A 16003-nucleotide genomic window follows, 5' to 3' on the forward strand; every position below is an offset into this window, starting at 1 on the left:
AATTGGGGACAGGCACCCCCGCACTTATTTTTATTAAAAATGATCTTGGTTTTATTGGAAAAAATAAGTGCGGGGAGAGCCAGTCCCCGCAGGTCAATCATAAGTTTCGCTGTAGTGTTACGGATTATTATAATAAGTGCGGGGAGCCAGTCCCCTTCGAGTTAAAATAATGTGTCGCTGTAGTGCTAATCAACACCATAATAGTAGGAATTTTACATGCATTACCTGGGCTTTTTCGGGCTGCTGACCTCGCTTATTTTGATGATTTTGCTGGCTGGAGCCGCCTTTGCTGAGCTGTGGAGAACCAGGAACTCAGGAGCGGAAATCACGCTCCTGCCCTGGCTGGAAAGAGGCCAGGCTGCTGTTTTGGCATTGGTTTCACTTAGTTCTTTTATACTGTTGTGGGCCTTTGTTACCCGCGATTTTTCATTCTCGTACGTTTACCGCAACTCTGATGAGTTTCTGCCCATGCATTACCAGATTTCTGCTTTCTGGGCCGGGCAGGAGGGATCCCTGCTGTTCTGGCTCTGGATTGTGGTAATAATGGGCGGTATCTGGCTCTTGTCCCCGGTGTACAGGTCTCTGGCCCGGGAAACCAAAGCCTGGTTCTGGGGACTTATGTTCATAATCCAGTCTTTTTTACTGCTCATGCTCACCGGACCCAGCAACCCTTTTATGGTGCTTCAGCCTGCTCCCGTGGGCGGCGGGGGCCTTAATCCCCTGCTGCAAAATGTGGGCATGCTCTTTCATCCGCCCATGACGTTTCTGGGCTATGCCGGGTTTACCATTCCGGCCTGCCTGGCCCTGGCCGGCTGGCTGAGCGGTGATCAGCGCAGCTGGATTTTCCAGTGCCGCAACTGGGTGCTTTTTGCCTGGGTCATGCTTACCGGCGGAGCCATACTTCTTGGCGGATGGTGGGCCTATATGGAACTGGGCTGGGGCGGATACTGGGCCTGGGACCCGGTGGAAAACGCCTCCCTGATCCCGTGGCTGATCAGCACGGCCTTTCTGCACACGGCTATTGTGGGCAAACAGAGAAACGTACTGCACCGCTCCAATCTGATACTTATCAATCTTTCCCTGCTTACCTGCTTCTTCGCCACTTACCTTGTGCGCAGCGATGTCATCGAATCCCTGCATACCTTTGGAGGCCGGGGAGTGGGCGGACCTCTGATGATACTCATGCTGGCAGGGCTTGCTTTGACTCTATTTGTGGCCCTGGCCGGAAAAAAGCACCAAAGTGCTCTGGATACTCTGTGGAGCAAGCAGGGGCTGCTCATTGTGGTCTCCTGGATTTTTCTGGCCCTGGCCGTGATAGTGGCCATGGGGACCATGTGGCCGGTGATATCCAATATCTGGACCGAGAACCCCATGGGGCTGGGACCGGATTTCTACAACCGGGTCTGCCTGCCCCTGTTCACTGCAATGGCCCTGATCATGTGCGTATGTCCCTGGTTCAACTGGCGGCAGGGGGTGCTGGACATGCAGGGACTGCTGGCGGTGGTGTTGATTTTTGCAGTGTCCGTTGCCGGCCTCTGGATAGGAGGCGTGCGCGACTTTCTGCCCCTGGCTGCGGCTTCGGCTGGAACTGCGGGAATGGTGTCAATGATCTTTTATATTCTGTCCAGACGGGAAGTACGCCGTAGTCGTAAAGGATGGGGGGTTTACCTGGTGCACTTCGGCGTGGCTATGATTGTGCTGGGTGTTGCCTTCTCCGGCCCTTACCAGCAGGAGATACAGGTTCGGCTCAGTCAGGGGGAAAGTGCTGTGATAGACGGTTTTGAGGTTACCTATTCCGATTTCAGGGAAGAGCATGAGCCGGGTGTCTCAATTTACGAGGCCCAACTGGACGTGACCAGAGAGGGCAAGGAAGTGGGCACCATGCTGCCCCAGCGCACCCTGCACCGCAATTTCGATCAGCCCTACTCGGAGGTCTCCACTATCTTTTCCCTGGGCAAGGAGCTTTACTCCACCATCCTGGGTTTTGACCCGGAGCTCAATGTCACCTTCAAAATCAGTGTCAGCCCCCTGGTGAACTGGATCTGGATCGGCAGTATAATCCTTTGCCTGGCAATTTTTATGATTATGGGCAGGGTCCGGGTCAGGGACCCGGACAAATAACAGTCCCCGCGACATTTTTCCTGCACAAATGCAAAAATTTCAAAGGCGAAATTATCAGAAGCTGCACAATCATTACATAGCGGGGACAGTCCCCTGGAGTTGTGCCATTAGTCACCATCGAGGACTCCCCCTGAATAGTTACCTGTTTAGAAACAAGTTGATTCTGCAATGCATGAGAATATAAATCCAGATGTGCTGCTGGAGCTGGACCGGGTCAGTCATTTTTTTGATGACCGGCTGGTTTTTAAAAATATCAGCTTAAAGCTGCCCAGGGGGGAGGTAATGCTGCTTGCAGGCCCCAACGGGGCAGGCAAAACCACCCTGGTACACATAATGACCGGACTCATCTCTCCCACCAGCGGGACTGTGCTGTCGGGAGTGCCCAGCGAGAAGACAGCCTATCTGGGGCATCACACGTTTATATATCCGGGGTTGAGCGGCCTGGAAAACCTCAGGTTCTGGGCCGGGATGTATCGGCTGCACAAAAGCCTGGAGGAACTGGAAGATCTGCTGGCACTGGTGGGGCTCAAGGGATTTATGCATGAAAACGCCCGCACCTTTTCCAGGGGCATGGCCCAGAGGCTTAGTCTGGCCAGAGTGTTGATGCTGCAGCCGGATATTTTTTTTCTGGACGAACCAGCCACCGGCATGGATGCTCAGTCCAGACAGATGCTTCGAAACGAGATTTCAAAGGCCAGGCACAGGGGGGCATCTCTGGTTTGGGTCAGTCACAGCCTGCAGGAAGACCTGGACCAGGCTGACAAGGTCCTGTACCTGGAGAATAAAAAGCAGGCCTTTTTCGGTCTGACAAGTGATTTTAAAGATGTCCTGCAGGAGAGGCTGCATTGACTCCCAGACCACTGGCACTCATGGCCAAGGATCTGAGGCTGGTGTTTGCAGATGGTGCAGGCATTGTTCAGCCGGTGTTGCTGGGCCTGATCCTGGTGTTTGTGTTCAGCCTTTCCACCCCGGTGGGGCATGACGTATCAGCCCAGGCTGCGGCCGCAATATTCTGGCTGGCCACCAGCTTTGCCATGATCCTGGTCTTCAACACTCTGTACAGCAGCGAAGGGTCCAACCAGTCCAGGATAGGGCTTTTGCTCGCCCCCATGCCGATACAGTATATCTGGATAGGCAAGGCCCTGGCCGGGGGGGTGCTGCTACTCATGGCTCAGCTGGTATTTTTACCGGCAATAGTTGTTTTTCTGGGCCAGGACGAGGTGACAGCCTGGCCCATGGTCCTGGGGTGTATCCTGCTGGTAGACTGGGGCCTGGTGGCGGTCGGCTCCCTTCTGGGGGCCATGTCCCAGGGGCACAGCGCCAGGGACTCGCTTTTAAGCGTAGTGATCTTTCCATTGCTGATACCGGTACTGCTTGCTGGAATCAGCATGGGGTCTTATTTTCTGGGAGACGGTTCAGGAGAGGACCTTGGGTCCTGGATAGGGGTGGTGCTGGCTTTCAATGCCCTGTTCACCGGAGCTGCACTGCTTTTATTTCCGTTTATATACGGGGAGTATTGAGTTTTTTTGTAATAACTGCCTCAATTGGGGACAGGCACACTCGCATCATTGCAGGCTCAGACAAGGGTTTCTCTGTAGCATTATTCAGCATGAGAAAATGACATGAAGGACAACAGCTCACTTACATCCCTGGCCGGGCCCCTGGCCCTGGCCGGAGGGGCGGCCATGGTGCTGGCTCAGTATTTCATCTGGGTTTATGCCCCTGTGGAAGTCACTATGGGTCAGGTGCAGAAGATATTTTACCTGCACCTTCCAGTGGCCTGGTGGGGGATGATATGTTTCTTCATTGTTTTTTGCGCCAGTATTGGATTTCTGATAAGAAAAAGTCCAGGTATGGACCAGCTGGCCTCGTCTGCGGCAGAGGTGGGCCTTTTGTATACCACTCTGGCCCTGGCCACGGGTTCTCTATGGGCCAGGATTTCCTGGAACACATGGTGGACCTGGGACCCCAGGCTTTCCACAGCACTTATCATGTGGTTTATTTACGCCGGGTACCTGGTGCTGCGTCAGTCCATAGAAGGCCGGCGCAAGATGCGTATGGTGGCGGCGGTCCTTGGAGTGGTGGCTTTTTTGAATGTTCCGCTGGTATTTATGTCGGCCCGCATATGGCGAAGCATTCACCCAGCGGTGTTCGCCTCCGAAGGTGGAGGCCTGGAACCGGAAATGTTGACTACTGTCATAGTCTGCGTAGCTGCCATGGGTCTGGTGACCGCGGCGCTTATCCTGTTACGCTTTCGGCAGAAGAACCTGCAGGAAAGGCTCTGGAGTCTTTATGCATCCGATAGCAGGTTTAACGGCTGACAGTATTATGGCTTGAGAGTTCTTAGCGGAGACAGTCCCGGTGCCAGGCGCTGAACAGTCTGTTTTCTGAAAATATTGGATGCACCTGCAAAAGGCTTTTAGCAGGGACAATTACCAAAAATGCAAGCAAAATGTTTTCTTAACGACCAACATGATGGTTTGAAATTTTCACTAAGCGCCTAACACTACAGCGAAACTTATAAAATACAGTATGGCATCTCAATTGGGTACAGGCACTTTTGCCGATGGAAAACTGTCAACTGCTCAAAAATCCCGGCGGCAAAAGAGCCTGTCCCCTTCCAGCTTAAATCAAGTGTCGCTGTAGTGGTAAATGGTTTAACTCTTACCAAACAAAAAAAAGGTTTGATTATGACATATCTCATCGCGAGCAATGTGGTTGTCTGGCTGGGGATCGGGGGATACCTCTTTTTCCTGGCTGTTGGACAGAAAAAGCTTGAGAAAAAGATCAGGCAGCTGGAGGTCATGCACCATGAATAGCAGCCTTTTATCCCCTTCCGCCATGCAGAGAACGGTTGTGGTTTTCGCGCTTCTAGGCCTGGCAGTGATCTTTTTATCTTCCATCTGGTACAGGATCCAGTCTCCCTCACTGGTAGTTGAAACCCATGCCAGGCAGGCGGATCAGCAGATGATGGCGCGCATAGCCGGTCTGATGCAGGAGGTGCAGGAAAACCCTGAAAATCTGCATGCCATACTGGATCTGGCAGGTTTTTTCATGCAGAACGAGGAATGGGACAGGGCTTATTCGTTCTGGAACAGGGCCCTGGAGCTGGATCCTGATCATCAGCTGGCTTTGAACCAGGCAGGGTTTACACTGTTTCGGATGGGGGAACATGCCCGGGCCAGGGATAAGTTCAAAAGGCTTTTAGAGATAAACCCTGAAAATCATCAGGGGCATTACAACCTGGCCATAATTTACAAGTATTATCTGGATGATCAGGAAATGGCCAGGGAGCATTTTCAAACCATCCTGAAGCTGGATCCAGACAACCAGGAACTGCTGGAAAGGGTGCGCCAAGAACTGGAAACTCCAGCCCCGGGTGAGGGAACATAGAAAATTGTTTCAAGGAGCTGGCTTTGTTTCGCGTTTGACAGAGTCAAGGCATTCCCGGTAACAAAGAAACATTAAATACTTTTTGTTTTTTGTTGATGTAAGGTAACCATTCAGGGGGTGCCGGAACCGGCCATCAGCCATAACCGAGGACCCCCTGAATGGTTACGTGCCGTATACTAATGGCTGAACTGTTACCTCTTAAGTATCGTCATACCGTCTAAACCGACTGGAGGGGGAATGGATAAGATTTGGGGCCAGGGATTAACCTTTGACGATGTCTTGCTGGTGCCGGACTACTCCGAAGTACTGCCCGAGGAGACCAACCTGAAAACCTGGCTTACTCCTGAGATAGAGCTGAATATTCCTTTGCTCAGCGCAGCCATGGATACTGTAACAGAAGCAGATATGGCTATTTCCATGGCCCGTGCCGGAGGCGTGGGGGTGGTGCACAAGAATATGAGCATCGAGGAGCAGCGCCAGGAGGTGGAAAGAGTCAAAAAGTCTGAAAGCGGCATGATTGTGGATCCGGTCACAGTGCATCCGCATGACGACGTGGAAAAGGTGCTGCGCCTCATGTCTGATTATCGTATTTCCGGTTTGCCCGTGGAAGATAAAGGTCGCCTGGCAGGCATCGTGACCAACCGCGACGTACGTTTTGTAAGCGACATGAAGACCAGGGTGGACCAGGTTATGACCAGCAAAAACCTTGTTACAGTACCGGAGGGCACCACCCTGGCCGAGGCCAAGGACATCCTGCAGAAGAACAAGATCGAAAAACTCCTGGTAGTTGAGAACGGGGACAAGCTCAAAGGCCTTATCACTATCAAGGATATAGAAAAGATCAAGAAGTATCCCCATGCCTGCAAGGACGAGATGGGCAGGCTCAGAGTCGGTGCCGCGGTGGGCACCGGCGATTATATGACAGCCAGGGTGGAGGCCCTTATCAAGGCCGGCTCAGATTTTATTATCCTGGATTCAGCCCATGGACACTCTAGAAATATTATTCAGGGTGTTAAAGATATTAAAGATGCTTTTCCACATTGCCAGCTGATAGCCGGCAACGTAGCCACTTACGAAGGGGCCAAGGCCCTGGTGGATGCCGGGGTGGACGCGGTAAAGGTGGGCATCGGACCTGGTTCTATCTGCACTACAAGGGTAGTAGCCGGAGTAGGCGTTCCGCAGGTCACGGCGGTGCTGGAATGCAGCAGGGCCTGTCGGGAAAAGGGTTGCCGCGTTGTTGCTGACGGCGGGGTCAAGTTTTCCGGGGATGTAATAAAAGCTCTAGTGGCCGGGGCGGATACGGTCATGATGGGCAGCATGCTGGCAGGAACCACTGAAAGCCCCGGGGAAACAATCCTGTACCAGGGGCGTACCTATAAGATTTACCGCGGCATGGGTTCTATAGATGCCATGCGGGAAGGCAGCAGTGATCGCTACTTTCAGGACAAGAGCAGCAAGCTGGTGCCGGAAGGTATAGTGGGCAGGGTGCCCTTCAAGGGGCCTGCAGGAGATACCATTTACCAGTTGACAGGCGGGGTACGGTCTGGAATGGGTTACCTGGGATGCGCCACTGTCAAAGAGCTGCAGGAAAAGGGGCGCTTTTTGACCATGACCCCGGCCGGCTATCGCGAAAGTCACGTGCATGACGTCATTATCACCAAGGAAGCACCCAACTACCGCATAGAGAATTATTAATCAGTATCTTTAGACACAGGCATTATCAGCATGCAAGTTCAAAACAAGGTCGTTATTCTGGATTTCGGTTCGCAGTATACCCAGCTTATTGCCAGGAGAATCCGGGAATCAGGGATATACTCCGAAATTCATCCCTGCAGTATAGATCTGCAGGATTTGAAGGCCATGCAGCCCACAGCCCTGGTGTTGTCCGGCGGACCTTCCAGTGTAGGTTCACAGGAATCCCCGGGAATTGATAAGGGGGTTTTTGAGCTGGGTCTTCCTGTTCTGGGGATATGTTACGGTATGCAGCTGATCGCCCACCTTCTGGGGGGCACGGTGGAGCCGGCCCGCAACAGGGAATATGGCCGGGCCGGGCTGGAGTTCGCCGGGCCATGTCCCTTGTGGGAGGGGCTTTTGGACAGGGAGGGCCTGACTGTATGGATGTCTCACGGTGATACAGTTCTTACCCTCCCTCCGGGCTTTGAGGTGCTGGGCCGTACCACCAGCGTTGATATCGCCGCCATGGCGGATGCAGATAAAAAAATATACGGGCTGCAGTTTCACCCGGAAGTGGCGCATACCGAAGAAGGCAAGCGCATCCTGCACAATTTTCTTTTCAAGGTGGCCGCCCTGGTTCCGGACTGGTCCATGACCTCCTTTATCCAGGACTGCATCCGTGACATGGGGGAAAAGATCGCCCTGGACGAGCAGGTTGTATGCGGCCTAAGCGGCGGAATAGATTCCACGGTGGTGGCGGTTCTTTTGCACAAGGCCATCGGCAAGCGTCTGCACTGCATCCTGGTGGATAACGGAGTTCTCAGGTACAACGAGGGCCGTGAAGTGGTGGAGAGCCTGACCAAGTATTTCAACCTGAACCTCAAGTATGTCCAGGCCCAGGATCTTTTTCTTTCCCGACTGCACGGGGTAAAGGACCCCGAAGAAAAGCGCAAGATTATCGGGCGGACCTTTATCGAGGTTTTTGAAAAAGAGGCCAGAGCCATACCCGGGGTCAAGTGGCTGGCCCAAGGTACCCTGTATCCGGATGTGATAGAAAGCGTTTCCTTCAAGGGGCCTTCGGCGGTTATCAAAAGCCATCACAATGTGGGAGGACTGCCGGAAAAGATGAACCTCAAACTGGTGGAGCCCCTGAGGGAGCTTTTCAAGGATGAGGTGCGAAAGGTGGCCGTGGAGCTGGGAATTCCGGACAGCATTGTGTGGCGGCACCCGTTTCCGGGTCCGGGTCTGGCCATCAGGGTCATTGGAGCCATTACCCCGGACAGGCTGGAGATTCTGCGCAAGGCCGACCGGATAGTGCAAAATGAGCTTTTTGCCTCAGACTGGTATACCAGGGTCTGGCAGGGATTTGCAGTTCTTCTGCCCTTGAAGACGGTGGGGGTAATGGGTGACGAGAGGACCTATGAGCACGTGGTGGCCCTGCGTATAGTTGACAGCGTGGATGCCATGACCGCGGACTGGAGCAGGCTGCCGCCGGAGATCCTGGCCAGGGTTTCCAACCGGATCATAAATGAGGTGCAGGGAGTAAACAGGGTAGTCTACGACATTTCCTCCAAGCCTCCAAGCACCATAGAGTGGGAATAGACCAGGGGGGGACGTATGTTTGGTATAGGAACTACTGAAATACTGGTGATTCTTGTGGTGGCCCTGCTGGTGCTGGGCCCCAAGAAGCTGCCGGAAATCGCCAGATCCCTGGGCAAGACCCTGGCGGAATTCAAGAGGGTCAGCACTGATGTGAAAAGGACCATAGATCTGGAGGTCCAGGAAGAAGATGAGAAGGAACGTCGGGCCAGGCTCAAGAAAAAAATGGAGAGCAAGGCAGGAAAGACAGAAGAATCATCCCCAAAAGATGAAGAAGCGTCATCCAGGGGACCACAGCCGGAACCTGAGCCCAACCCGGAAGAACAGGCCCAAGGTACATCACATGAAGAAGACCGGCCTGGAAAGGGGCACCGAGAGTCAGATAATAACGAGCCCAGGCAGGACAAAGAAGGCAACATCAGGTCATGACAACCGAGCACAAAGAAGAAGCAATGGACGAGCATTCCCACCAGGACGAGGGGATGACCTTTACCGAGCACCTTGAAGAGCTGAGATACCGTCTTTTCCGGATCATTATTGCTGCTTTTGTGGGCTTTCTCGCCTGCTACGTGTTCAAGGAAAAGCTCTTCGACATTTTGATGCAGCCCCTGGTAAAGGTGCTGCCGGAAGCCAGCACCATGATCTTCACCGGTCTTCCGGAGGCCTTTTTCACTTACCTGAAGGTATCTCTGGTGGCCGGTATTTTTCTGGCCAGCCCGTACATATTTTACCAGATATGGAAATTCGTCAGCCCGGGAATGTATGCTTCCGAAAGAAAGTTTATTATTCCCATAGCCTTTATTTCCGCTCTATTTTTTGTAGTCGGGGCACTTTTTGGGTATTTCGTAGTATTTCCCATAGGCTTTCAATTTTTTATGGGTTTTGCCAACGAAATGATTCAGCCCATGCCTTCGCTGCGGGAATATTTCAGCTTTGCAGTTAAGCTCTTATTTGCTTTTGGTATTGCTTTTGAGTTGCCCCTGTTTATATTTTTTCTGGCCAGGCTGGGCATAGTCAGTTCCAGGGGGTTGCGCAAGCAGCGCAAGTATGCCGTACTCATAATCTTCCTGGCAGCGGCATTTCTGACTCCTCCGGACATCATCAGTCAGGTGCTCATGTCCGGGCCTTTGATCCTTTTGTACGAGGTGAGCATATGGGTGGCCTATATCTGGGGCCGGGAGCGAAAACACAGAAAGAAAAAGGCTCAGGAAGACGAAGATGAAGAAGATGATGAGGGCTGAACATTGATGAAGGTATCTGTTCAGCGCTTTTCAAGATGGCATTCACCTTCACGGCAATTGATATCATGAACAAGCCGTTTGTTCACCTCGAGGATAAACCAGTTTACTGCAGGTCAGGAAACAGTCATGCGGCAGGCAAGCATTAACAGAAAAACCCTGGAGACAGAGATAGATCTGGACCTGGTCCTGGAGCCCCAGGAATTGCACATTGTTGCGGAGACAGGGGTAGGATTTCTGGATCACATGTTGAATCTCATGGCCCACTGGGCAGGTTTCACCCTCAGGCTTAAATGCCGTGGTGATCTGCACGTGGATTTTCACCACAGCCTGGAGGATGTGGGCATCTGCCTGGGGTTGGCTCTGGATAAGGCACTTGGGGATAAAACAGGCATCAACCGCGTTGGGTGTGCCAAAGTTCCGCTGGACGAGGCCCTGTGCGAGTGTGTTCTGGATATTTCGGGCAGGCCTTACCTGGTCTACCTGGGTGACGACATTCTTCCGGCACAGATCGCCGGGGAGGAAAAGGATGTCTGGAGGGAATTTTTCAAGTCCCTGGCCTATAACTCCAGGATGAACCTGCACCTGAATTTTCATTATGGTCAAAACGGGCATCACCTTCTGGAATCCGCGTTCAAGTCCCTGGGACTGGCCCTTGGCCAGGCAGTGGTACTGGGCAGAAGGGGTGTCCTGAGCACCAAGGGGGTTCTGGCTTGATGAGCAGGTTAATTATCTTGATTGCAGCATTACTTTTATCGGCAGGGGCGGGTTGCGCCCCCAGGGAGCCGCTCCACGAACCCCCCGAAGATGCTGTGGTTGCTGTGGCCGGTTTTTCCCAGCCCCGGGAACGCTGGGAAATGATCACCAGCCATGTCACTGTCCAGCCCAAAGATATCGGCCGGGATATCAAGGACAAACTTGACAGTGATCTGGTCGCCCTGTTGCGGCAAAGCGATCACAAGATTTTATACCCGGAAATGTTGCAGGACTGCAAAAAAGAGGTGTCCGAGGACGCCCAGCCCCAGAGATCGGCATTTCACTATTGGGTCCAGGTGGGCCAATGCATCCAGGCAGACTATATTCTGGTTCCCTTTGTGTTTGACTGGAAGGAGCGGGTAGGCGGTTCCTGGGGCGTGCAGGAGCCGGCAGGGGTGGTTTTGGAGCTCAACCTCATCGATCTTCAGAAACTGGAACTGCACAGGTTTTTATTCGATGAAAGACAATATGCCCTGTTGGAGGATCTTTCCAGAGCAGGCAGGTTTTTTAAGCGCGGGGGCAGATGGATTTCAGCCAGGCAACTGGCCAATGAAGGACTTGAAAAAGGCGTCAGGGAGCTTGGTCTATGATTATTTTTCCGGCTATTGACATAAAAAACGGGGAGTGCGTCAGACTCAGGCAGGGCCTGGAAAATGAGGTGACGGTTTTTTCGACAGATCCCGGAGCTATGGCGGAGCACTGGGAAAGACTCGGGGCCGGGTGGCTGCACCTGGTGGATCTGGACGGGGCTTTTTCAGGAAGACCGGTGAACCAGAACCTCATCGCTGATATCTGCTCCAGGATCCGTATCCCGGTGCAGCTGGGGGGCGGCATAAGGGGACTGGATACCGCCTCGGCCTATATTGAGGCCGGAGTAGAGCGGCTCATAATCGGCACCATGGCCCTGGAAGAAAAAAGCAGATTCCAGGAGCTTTGCAGCAAATATCCCGGCCGCATCGGCGTATCCCTGGACGCCAGGGACGGAAGGCTGAAGTCCAGGGGCTGGGTCTCCGACACCGGCCAGGATGTGGACCAGGTATTGCCGGACCTGGAGACGATGGGAGCATCATTTTTCGTGTATACCGACATCTCCCGTGACGGCATGCAGTCCGGGGTCAATACCCCTGCCCTGGAGCATGTGCTGGAGATAACTGATAAACCGGTAATCGCAGCCGGCGGCATCTCTACGCTGGAAGATATCCAGGAGATATATCCTTTAAGGCATAAGGGCCTGGAAGGGGTGATTACAGGCAGGGCGATATACAGCGGAAGCCTGGATTTTAAGAGCGCTGTCAGGTGGATTGAAGAACAGGGTTAAATAAATGTACTGGTGTTACCGGTCCCGGTCCTTTCTGGTCAGCCTGTCCTGCAGTCCCTTGATGAGGATGGGCCAGGCTATGGTGGCATCGCAGTAGACTTCGGCATACTTGCCCCCCTGTTCCCGGGGGGTGAATTTACCCCAGGAAACGCCCTCCTGATAGGTGCAGCCTGACAGCCCCCCCCAGTGCACTGGTTCCGGGCAGATGCGGACCCCGTACTGGAATCTGCGCAGCGGCAGCTGCATGTTTTCCAGGCGCTGGGAGGCTATCTCCAGAAAAGGACTCACCTGCTGGGCCCAGTTTCTGGGCACGCCTCCGCCGATGGTGAAAAGGCCTGTCTTTTTACTTTCAGTGATTTTTTTCGTGTAGCTGAACAGGTCAAGAAAAGGATTGAATGGAAACGGGGGATAGTCCTCAGGTTGCAGGGTTGGTCCGTTTTCCTGCTGGAGCAGGATATGTGTGGCTATGTCCAGTGCCAGCTCAGAATCGGTAAAGGCCGGGATATAAACCGGAATGTTCTGCTGGTAGGCGCTTTTAAGTATCCCGGGCCCCGGGATGTTCTGATCCAGATAGTGCCCTATCTTGCGGCAGATGATTTCAGAGCTGAGCTGTTCATGTTTGTCAATACCCTGCATGACCTGGTGGATGATGTCTTCAGCCCGCATAAAGTTTATTTCCGGTTCCAGGGTGTCGTAAACCCGGTTGAAGCCGTGTTTGAAAAGCTCCTGGTCGTTCATTTTGTGCTTTTCGTACTTGAAGTGCTTAAGCCCGATGGACTCGATAAAGCCATGGGCCATTAAGGCCCCGGTGGAAATAACCACATTGATCCAACCCTTATCTATCATCTTGCACAATAGCTTGCCCATCTTGGCCACTGTCATGGCCCCTGAAAAAGTACCCACCACCAGGCAGTCCGGGTCGGATACCATTTCTTCCAGCACGTTCAGGGCCTCTCCCAGGCTGCGTCCGTTAAAGGCGGTTTTTTCCATGGCCTGCAATAGCTGGTCAAAGTCCTGGATGTTGTCTGGGTCCAGGGGCTGAAGAGGGGTCAGCCCTAACTCTTCGGGGTTCTTCAAGCTGTCGATGGAACGGATGTCTTTTTTTATCATGGCCTGCCTCGTTATGTTTCAGCTGGTTTGGGTGGCTGGATAGTGCGAAAATAGCTGAGCAGAATTTTCAGGATACATTTTACACCCGTGGATTCGGACAAGACGCTGTCCGGTCGTGGAGCCAGTTCGCAAAAGTCCATTCCAACCAGTCTGGGGCCTGGCCAGAAGTGCCGCCAGAAGTCATTGATCCAGTGGTACTGCAGCCCTCCAGGTTCAGGGGTGCCGGTACCCGGTATGACACAAGGGTCCATGCCGTCGACGTCAAAGGTGATGTAAACCGGGCCGGGACCTGAGAAATCCTTGACCATTTCGGCGGCCCTGGCAGGGGAGGGCAGATTCCAGGGGTGCATGACCATGATGTGATCATGACCGTCTTTGATGATCTGGGCCTGCTCCCGATCCATGCTGCGGATGCCCAGGGATACTGTCCTCAGGCCCAGATCCTTGACCCTGGACATGACGCAGGCATGGGAATAGGAACTGCCCTGAAAACTGTTGCGCAGGTCGGCATGTGCATCCACCTGGATCACGGTCAGGTCCGGGTAATAGCCGGCATAAAAGCTTATGGGGGGGAAAGCGATGGAATGCTCTCCCCCCAGGGTCAGGATGAAGTCCTTTGATGGATCATAGCCCTCCAGAAAAGCATGCATTTCTTTTTGCAGATTTTCAGGGGAAGAAACATTGGGTCTTTGAAAGGGCAGGGTCTTGAAACAGCAGTAATCGCTGATATCAGCGTCCAACTCAGCATCATAGGTCTCTATCTGATAGCTGGCCTTTAAAAGGGCTTCCGGGCCGTTCCTGGTTCCTGTATCGAAGCTGACGGTGCCCTGGTAAGGTACCGGCCAGACGTGTACGGGGTTGGGACCGCCGCAATCATCCAGATCCAGAAAGTCTAAGTACATAGTGTCCTCAAGGCAGGAAAACAGCCACAGATATGGTGGTGGTCCATAGTCCGGCCACGCCGGTGGTTACACAGGGTGCAGATGTCGAGTCTACTATCTGCCCGCTCATCATGTAGATCTGTCTTCTTTCATCGTAGTCCTTTTCAGGATCAAAGTCTATGCCCAGGGTAGTAGCAAGCATGGTGGAGGCCAGATCCTCGGCAAAGTCGCCGATCTCGTTTTCATCGGCTCCAAAGGCATGATGTTCGGATATGTATCCGTACTGGCTTTCGTCGGCAGGAAAGGCCATGCCCACTGCGGATCCTACAAGGCGTCCCTTTTCATTGGTGGCGTTTCTGGCCATAACACAAAAGGTCAACTCTCCCGGCAAAAGTTCCTTGATGCCTTCCTGGACTGAAATCAGCCTGCAGTAAGGGGGGTATATGCTGGACACATAAACCAGGTTCTGCTTTTCAATTCCAGCGTCGCGAAGGGCCAGCTCGAAAGACTGCAGTTTGTTTTTGTGCCGTCCTATACCGCGGGTAAAAAAAGCACGGGATGGGACAAAAGGTCTCTGGAGCATCAGATATTCCTCCCTGAATATTGGACTGCAAGGTTTCAACCATGCGTCAAATCAGAACAAATTATTCAAAGCACAGGAGCAAGTCAATATGAATATAACATAGCACTTCAGCGACACTTTGTGTAAATTATCGCCTTGGCCAACGGAGACAGGCACTTTTGCCGTCTTCAAACCGTAAAACGTCCTGGACAATAAAAAAGGCAGGGTGAGGACCCTGCCTTTTGATGTAGTCTGAGTATCCGTCAAGCCAAGCATTAGCGCTTGGAGTACTGGAACTTGGCCCGGGCGCCTCTTTGTCCGTATTTTTTTCTTTCCTTGACCCTGGAGTCGCGGGTTAAAAGTCCGGCTTTCTTGAGAACCGGTCGGTGCTCCTGATCCACCTGCAGTAGTGCCCTGCTAATGCCGTGACGAACTGCTTCGGCCTGGCCGGCAAGACCGCCTCCGTCCACGTTGACCTTGATGTCAAACTTGCCTGCTGCATGGGTCAGCTTGAGGGGCTGGTTTATGATCATCTGCAGTGTGGCCCTGGGGAAATATTCCTGGTAGGGCCTGCCATTGACCAGTATCTGTCCGGAACCGCTATATAGTCTGGTCCTGGCGGTGGAGGTCTTCCTCTTGCCTTTGCCGTAAAAATATTCTTCCTTCATGCGTATTGCTCCAAAAAATAATTAATATTGGATTGATTTGGGCTGCTGTGCCGTATGCGGGTGCTCAGGACCGGAGTAGACCTTGAGTTTTTTCAGAAGCTTGCGGCCAAGCTTGTTTTTAGGGAGCATGCGGCCCACTGCCTTTTTAATGACTTCCTCCGGCTTTTTCTGCAGCATCCTGTCCAGGGATGTTTCCTTGATACCGCCGGGATATCCGGTGTGATAGTAGTATTTTTTCTGCTTCAGCTTGTCGCCGGTGACTTTGATCTGTTCGGCATTGACCACTACAACGAAGTCGCCGGTATCCATATGAGGAGCAAACTCCGGCTTGTCCTTGCCTCTGAGCTTGGTGGCTATACGAGTGGCCAGTCGTCCCAGAATCCTGTCCCGGGCATCGACTACGTACCAGTTTCTCTTGATATCTTCAGGTTTGGGGCTGTAAGTCTTCATAAATAAAATACTCCATGATCTGTTTGGCTTAAGAAGAAAATATAAACGATTTTGGCCCATGATGTCAACAACAAAAATTATCACTACAGCGAAACTTATAAAACTTTCCAACCTGGTATCTGTTTAGCGCTTTTAAGGAAAGCAGGGGACAGGCACTCCGGGACCCACTTGAGCATCATTTTGTGCTCAAATCGACTCATTTTTTGGGACAAGCGGGTCCCGGAAGAGCCAGT

At 52.8% G+C, this 16003-nt stretch carries 18 protein-coding genes; 13 read left to right on the forward strand and 5 right to left on the reverse strand.

Translation table 11 applies throughout. From position 1 onward, the window contains the following. Positions 1-216: 216 nt before the first annotated feature. The 13 genes from QZP87_RS00275 (at position 217) to hisA (ending at position 12099) form a co-directional block, all read left to right on the forward strand. Positions 217-2121 carry a cytochrome c-type biogenesis CcmF C-terminal domain-containing protein gene (locus QZP87_RS00275; protein WP_291320925.1) on the forward strand — a complete coding sequence of 635 codons (1905 nt, stop codon included), beginning with the start codon at positions 217-219 and terminating at the stop codon, positions 2119-2121. A 168-nt stretch (positions 2122-2289) separates the two neighbouring features. Beyond that, positions 2290-2970: an ABC transporter ATP-binding protein gene (locus QZP87_RS00280; RefSeq protein WP_291320926.1), complete on the forward strand. Its 681-nt coding sequence runs from the start codon at positions 2290-2292 to the stop codon at positions 2968-2970. Then, the gene (locus QZP87_RS00285; RefSeq protein WP_291320927.1) at positions 2967-3641 is read left to right on the forward strand and encodes a heme exporter protein CcmB; all 675 of its coding nucleotides are present in this window, start codon (positions 2967-2969) and stop codon (positions 3639-3641) included. Before QZP87_RS00280 ends, QZP87_RS00285 begins: the two co-directional genes overlap by 4 nt. Before the next feature lie 102 nt (positions 3642-3743). Beyond that, positions 3744-4442 carry a cytochrome c biogenesis protein CcsA gene (gene ccsA / locus QZP87_RS00290; protein WP_291320928.1) on the forward strand — a complete coding sequence of 233 codons (699 nt, stop codon included), beginning with the start codon at positions 3744-3746 and terminating at the stop codon, positions 4440-4442. Positions 4443-4811: 369 nt separating this feature from the next. Then, the gene (locus tag QZP87_RS00295; RefSeq protein ID WP_291320929.1) at positions 4812-4940 is read left to right on the forward strand and encodes a CcmD family protein; all 129 of its coding nucleotides are present in this window, start codon (positions 4812-4814) and stop codon (positions 4938-4940) included. Next, a complete protein-coding gene (locus tag QZP87_RS00300) occupies positions 4933-5514 on the forward strand; it encodes a tetratricopeptide repeat protein (RefSeq protein ID WP_291320930.1) in 582 nt (193 codons plus the stop codon). Before QZP87_RS00295 ends, QZP87_RS00300 begins: the two co-directional genes overlap by 8 nt. Positions 5515-5751: 237 nt before the next feature. Beyond that, positions 5752-7209, forward strand: coding sequence for an IMP dehydrogenase (gene guaB / locus QZP87_RS00305; protein ID WP_291320931.1), 1458 nt, complete (start codon positions 5752-5754; stop codon positions 7207-7209). A 30-nt stretch (positions 7210-7239) separates the two neighbouring features. After that, positions 7240-8790 (forward strand): glutamine-hydrolyzing GMP synthase, encoded by a 1551-nt coding sequence (gene guaA / locus QZP87_RS00310; protein ID WP_291320932.1) that lies wholly within the window; start codon positions 7240-7242, stop codon positions 8788-8790. Between the two features lie 15 nt (positions 8791-8805). Beyond that, the gene (locus QZP87_RS00315) at positions 8806-9216 is read left to right on the forward strand and encodes a TatA/E family twin arginine-targeting protein translocase (RefSeq protein ID WP_291320933.1); all 411 of its coding nucleotides are present in this window, start codon (positions 8806-8808) and stop codon (positions 9214-9216) included. Next, positions 9213-10028, forward strand: a complete 816-nt coding sequence (tatC, locus tag QZP87_RS00320; RefSeq protein ID WP_291320934.1) for a twin-arginine translocase subunit TatC — start codon at positions 9213-9215, stop codon at positions 10026-10028. Before QZP87_RS00315 ends, tatC begins: the two co-directional genes overlap by 4 nt. A 126-nt stretch (positions 10029-10154) precedes the next feature. Then, entirely contained in the window at positions 10155-10742 is a 588-nt protein-coding gene (gene hisB, locus QZP87_RS00325) for an imidazoleglycerol-phosphate dehydratase HisB (RefSeq protein ID WP_291320935.1), read from the forward strand. After that, a complete protein-coding gene (locus QZP87_RS00330; protein WP_291320936.1) occupies positions 10742-11371 on the forward strand; it encodes a hypothetical protein in 630 nt (209 codons plus the stop codon). The genes hisB and QZP87_RS00330 overlap by 1 nt, the downstream gene beginning before the upstream one ends. Continuing rightward, positions 11368-12099, forward strand: coding sequence for a 1-(5-phosphoribosyl)-5-[(5-phosphoribosylamino)methylideneamino]imidazole-4-carboxamide isomerase (hisA, locus tag QZP87_RS00335; protein WP_291320937.1), 732 nt, complete (start codon positions 11368-11370; stop codon positions 12097-12099). Before QZP87_RS00330 ends, hisA begins: the two co-directional genes overlap by 4 nt. Positions 12100-12114: 15 nt before the next feature. Here the strand turns inward: hisA and QZP87_RS00340 are convergent, their stop codons facing one another. From QZP87_RS00340 to rplM, 5 genes are all read right to left on the reverse strand, one after another. Next, positions 12115-13209, reverse strand: coding sequence for a deoxyhypusine synthase family protein (locus QZP87_RS00340; protein WP_291320938.1), 1095 nt, complete (start codon positions 13207-13209; stop codon positions 12115-12117). Positions 13210-13220: 11 nt separating this feature from the next. Then, entirely contained in the window at positions 13221-14111 is an 891-nt protein-coding gene (gene speB / locus QZP87_RS00345; RefSeq protein ID WP_291320939.1) for an agmatinase, read from the reverse strand. Positions 14112-14118: 7 nt separating this feature from the next. Next, positions 14119-14673 (reverse strand): arginine decarboxylase, pyruvoyl-dependent, encoded by a 555-nt coding sequence (locus QZP87_RS00350; RefSeq protein ID WP_291320940.1) that lies wholly within the window; start codon positions 14671-14673, stop codon positions 14119-14121. Positions 14674-14927: 254 nt separating this feature from the next. Then, positions 14928-15320, reverse strand: coding sequence for a 30S ribosomal protein S9 (rpsI, locus tag QZP87_RS00355; RefSeq protein ID WP_291320941.1), 393 nt, complete (start codon positions 15318-15320; stop codon positions 14928-14930). Between the two features lie 21 nt (positions 15321-15341). Continuing rightward, entirely contained in the window at positions 15342-15770 is a 429-nt protein-coding gene (gene rplM / locus QZP87_RS00360) for a 50S ribosomal protein L13 (RefSeq protein ID WP_291320942.1), read from the reverse strand. Between the last annotated feature and the right edge of the window lie 233 nt (positions 15771-16003).

This window comes from Desulfonatronospira sp., assembly GCA_003563255.1.
In the GTDB taxonomy this organism is placed as follows: Bacteria; Desulfobacterota; Desulfovibrionia; order Desulfovibrionales; family Desulfonatronovibrionaceae; genus Desulfonatronospira.

Bases quoted from the DNA above. Each gene is read 5' to 3' on its own strand.
- QZP87_RS00295 (WP_291320929.1), top strand. From the start codon at position 4,812: ATGACATATCTCATCGCGAGCAATGTGGTTGTCTGGCTGGGGATCGGG.
- ccsA (WP_291320928.1), top strand. From the start codon at position 3,744: ATGAAGGACAACAGCTCACTTACATCCCTGGCCGGGCCCCTGGCCCTG.
- QZP87_RS00275 (WP_291320925.1), top strand. From the start codon at position 217: ATGCATTACCTGGGCTTTTTCGGGCTGCTGACCTCGCTTATTTTGATG.
- speB (WP_291320939.1), bottom strand. From the start codon at position 14,111: ATGTACTTAGACTTTCTGGATCTGGATGATTGCGGCGGTCCCAACCCC.
- QZP87_RS00330 (WP_291320936.1), top strand. From the start codon at position 10,742: ATGAGCAGGTTAATTATCTTGATTGCAGCATTACTTTTATCGGCAGGG.
- rpsI (WP_291320941.1), bottom strand. From the start codon at position 15,320: ATGAAGGAAGAATATTTTTACGGCAAAGGCAAGAGGAAGACCTCCACC.
- guaB (WP_291320931.1), top strand. From the start codon at position 5,752: ATGGATAAGATTTGGGGCCAGGGATTAACCTTTGACGATGTCTTGCTG.
- hisB (WP_291320935.1), top strand. From the start codon at position 10,155: ATGCGGCAGGCAAGCATTAACAGAAAAACCCTGGAGACAGAGATAGAT.
- hisA (WP_291320937.1), top strand. From the start codon at position 11,368: ATGATTATTTTTCCGGCTATTGACATAAAAAACGGGGAGTGCGTCAGA.
- tatC (WP_291320934.1), top strand. From the start codon at position 9,213: ATGACAACCGAGCACAAAGAAGAAGCAATGGACGAGCATTCCCACCAG.
- rplM (WP_291320942.1), bottom strand. From the start codon at position 15,770: ATGAAGACTTACAGCCCCAAACCTGAAGATATCAAGAGAAACTGGTAC.
- QZP87_RS00300 (WP_291320930.1), top strand. From the start codon at position 4,933: ATGAATAGCAGCCTTTTATCCCCTTCCGCCATGCAGAGAACGGTTGTG.
- guaA (WP_291320932.1), top strand. From the start codon at position 7,240: ATGCAAGTTCAAAACAAGGTCGTTATTCTGGATTTCGGTTCGCAGTAT.
- QZP87_RS00350 (WP_291320940.1), bottom strand. From the start codon at position 14,673: ATGCTCCAGAGACCTTTTGTCCCATCCCGTGCTTTTTTTACCCGCGGT.
- QZP87_RS00315 (WP_291320933.1), top strand. From the start codon at position 8,806: ATGTTTGGTATAGGAACTACTGAAATACTGGTGATTCTTGTGGTGGCC.
- QZP87_RS00280 (WP_291320926.1), top strand. From the start codon at position 2,290: ATGCATGAGAATATAAATCCAGATGTGCTGCTGGAGCTGGACCGGGTC.
- QZP87_RS00340 (WP_291320938.1), bottom strand. From the start codon at position 13,209: ATGATAAAAAAAGACATCCGTTCCATCGACAGCTTGAAGAACCCCGAA.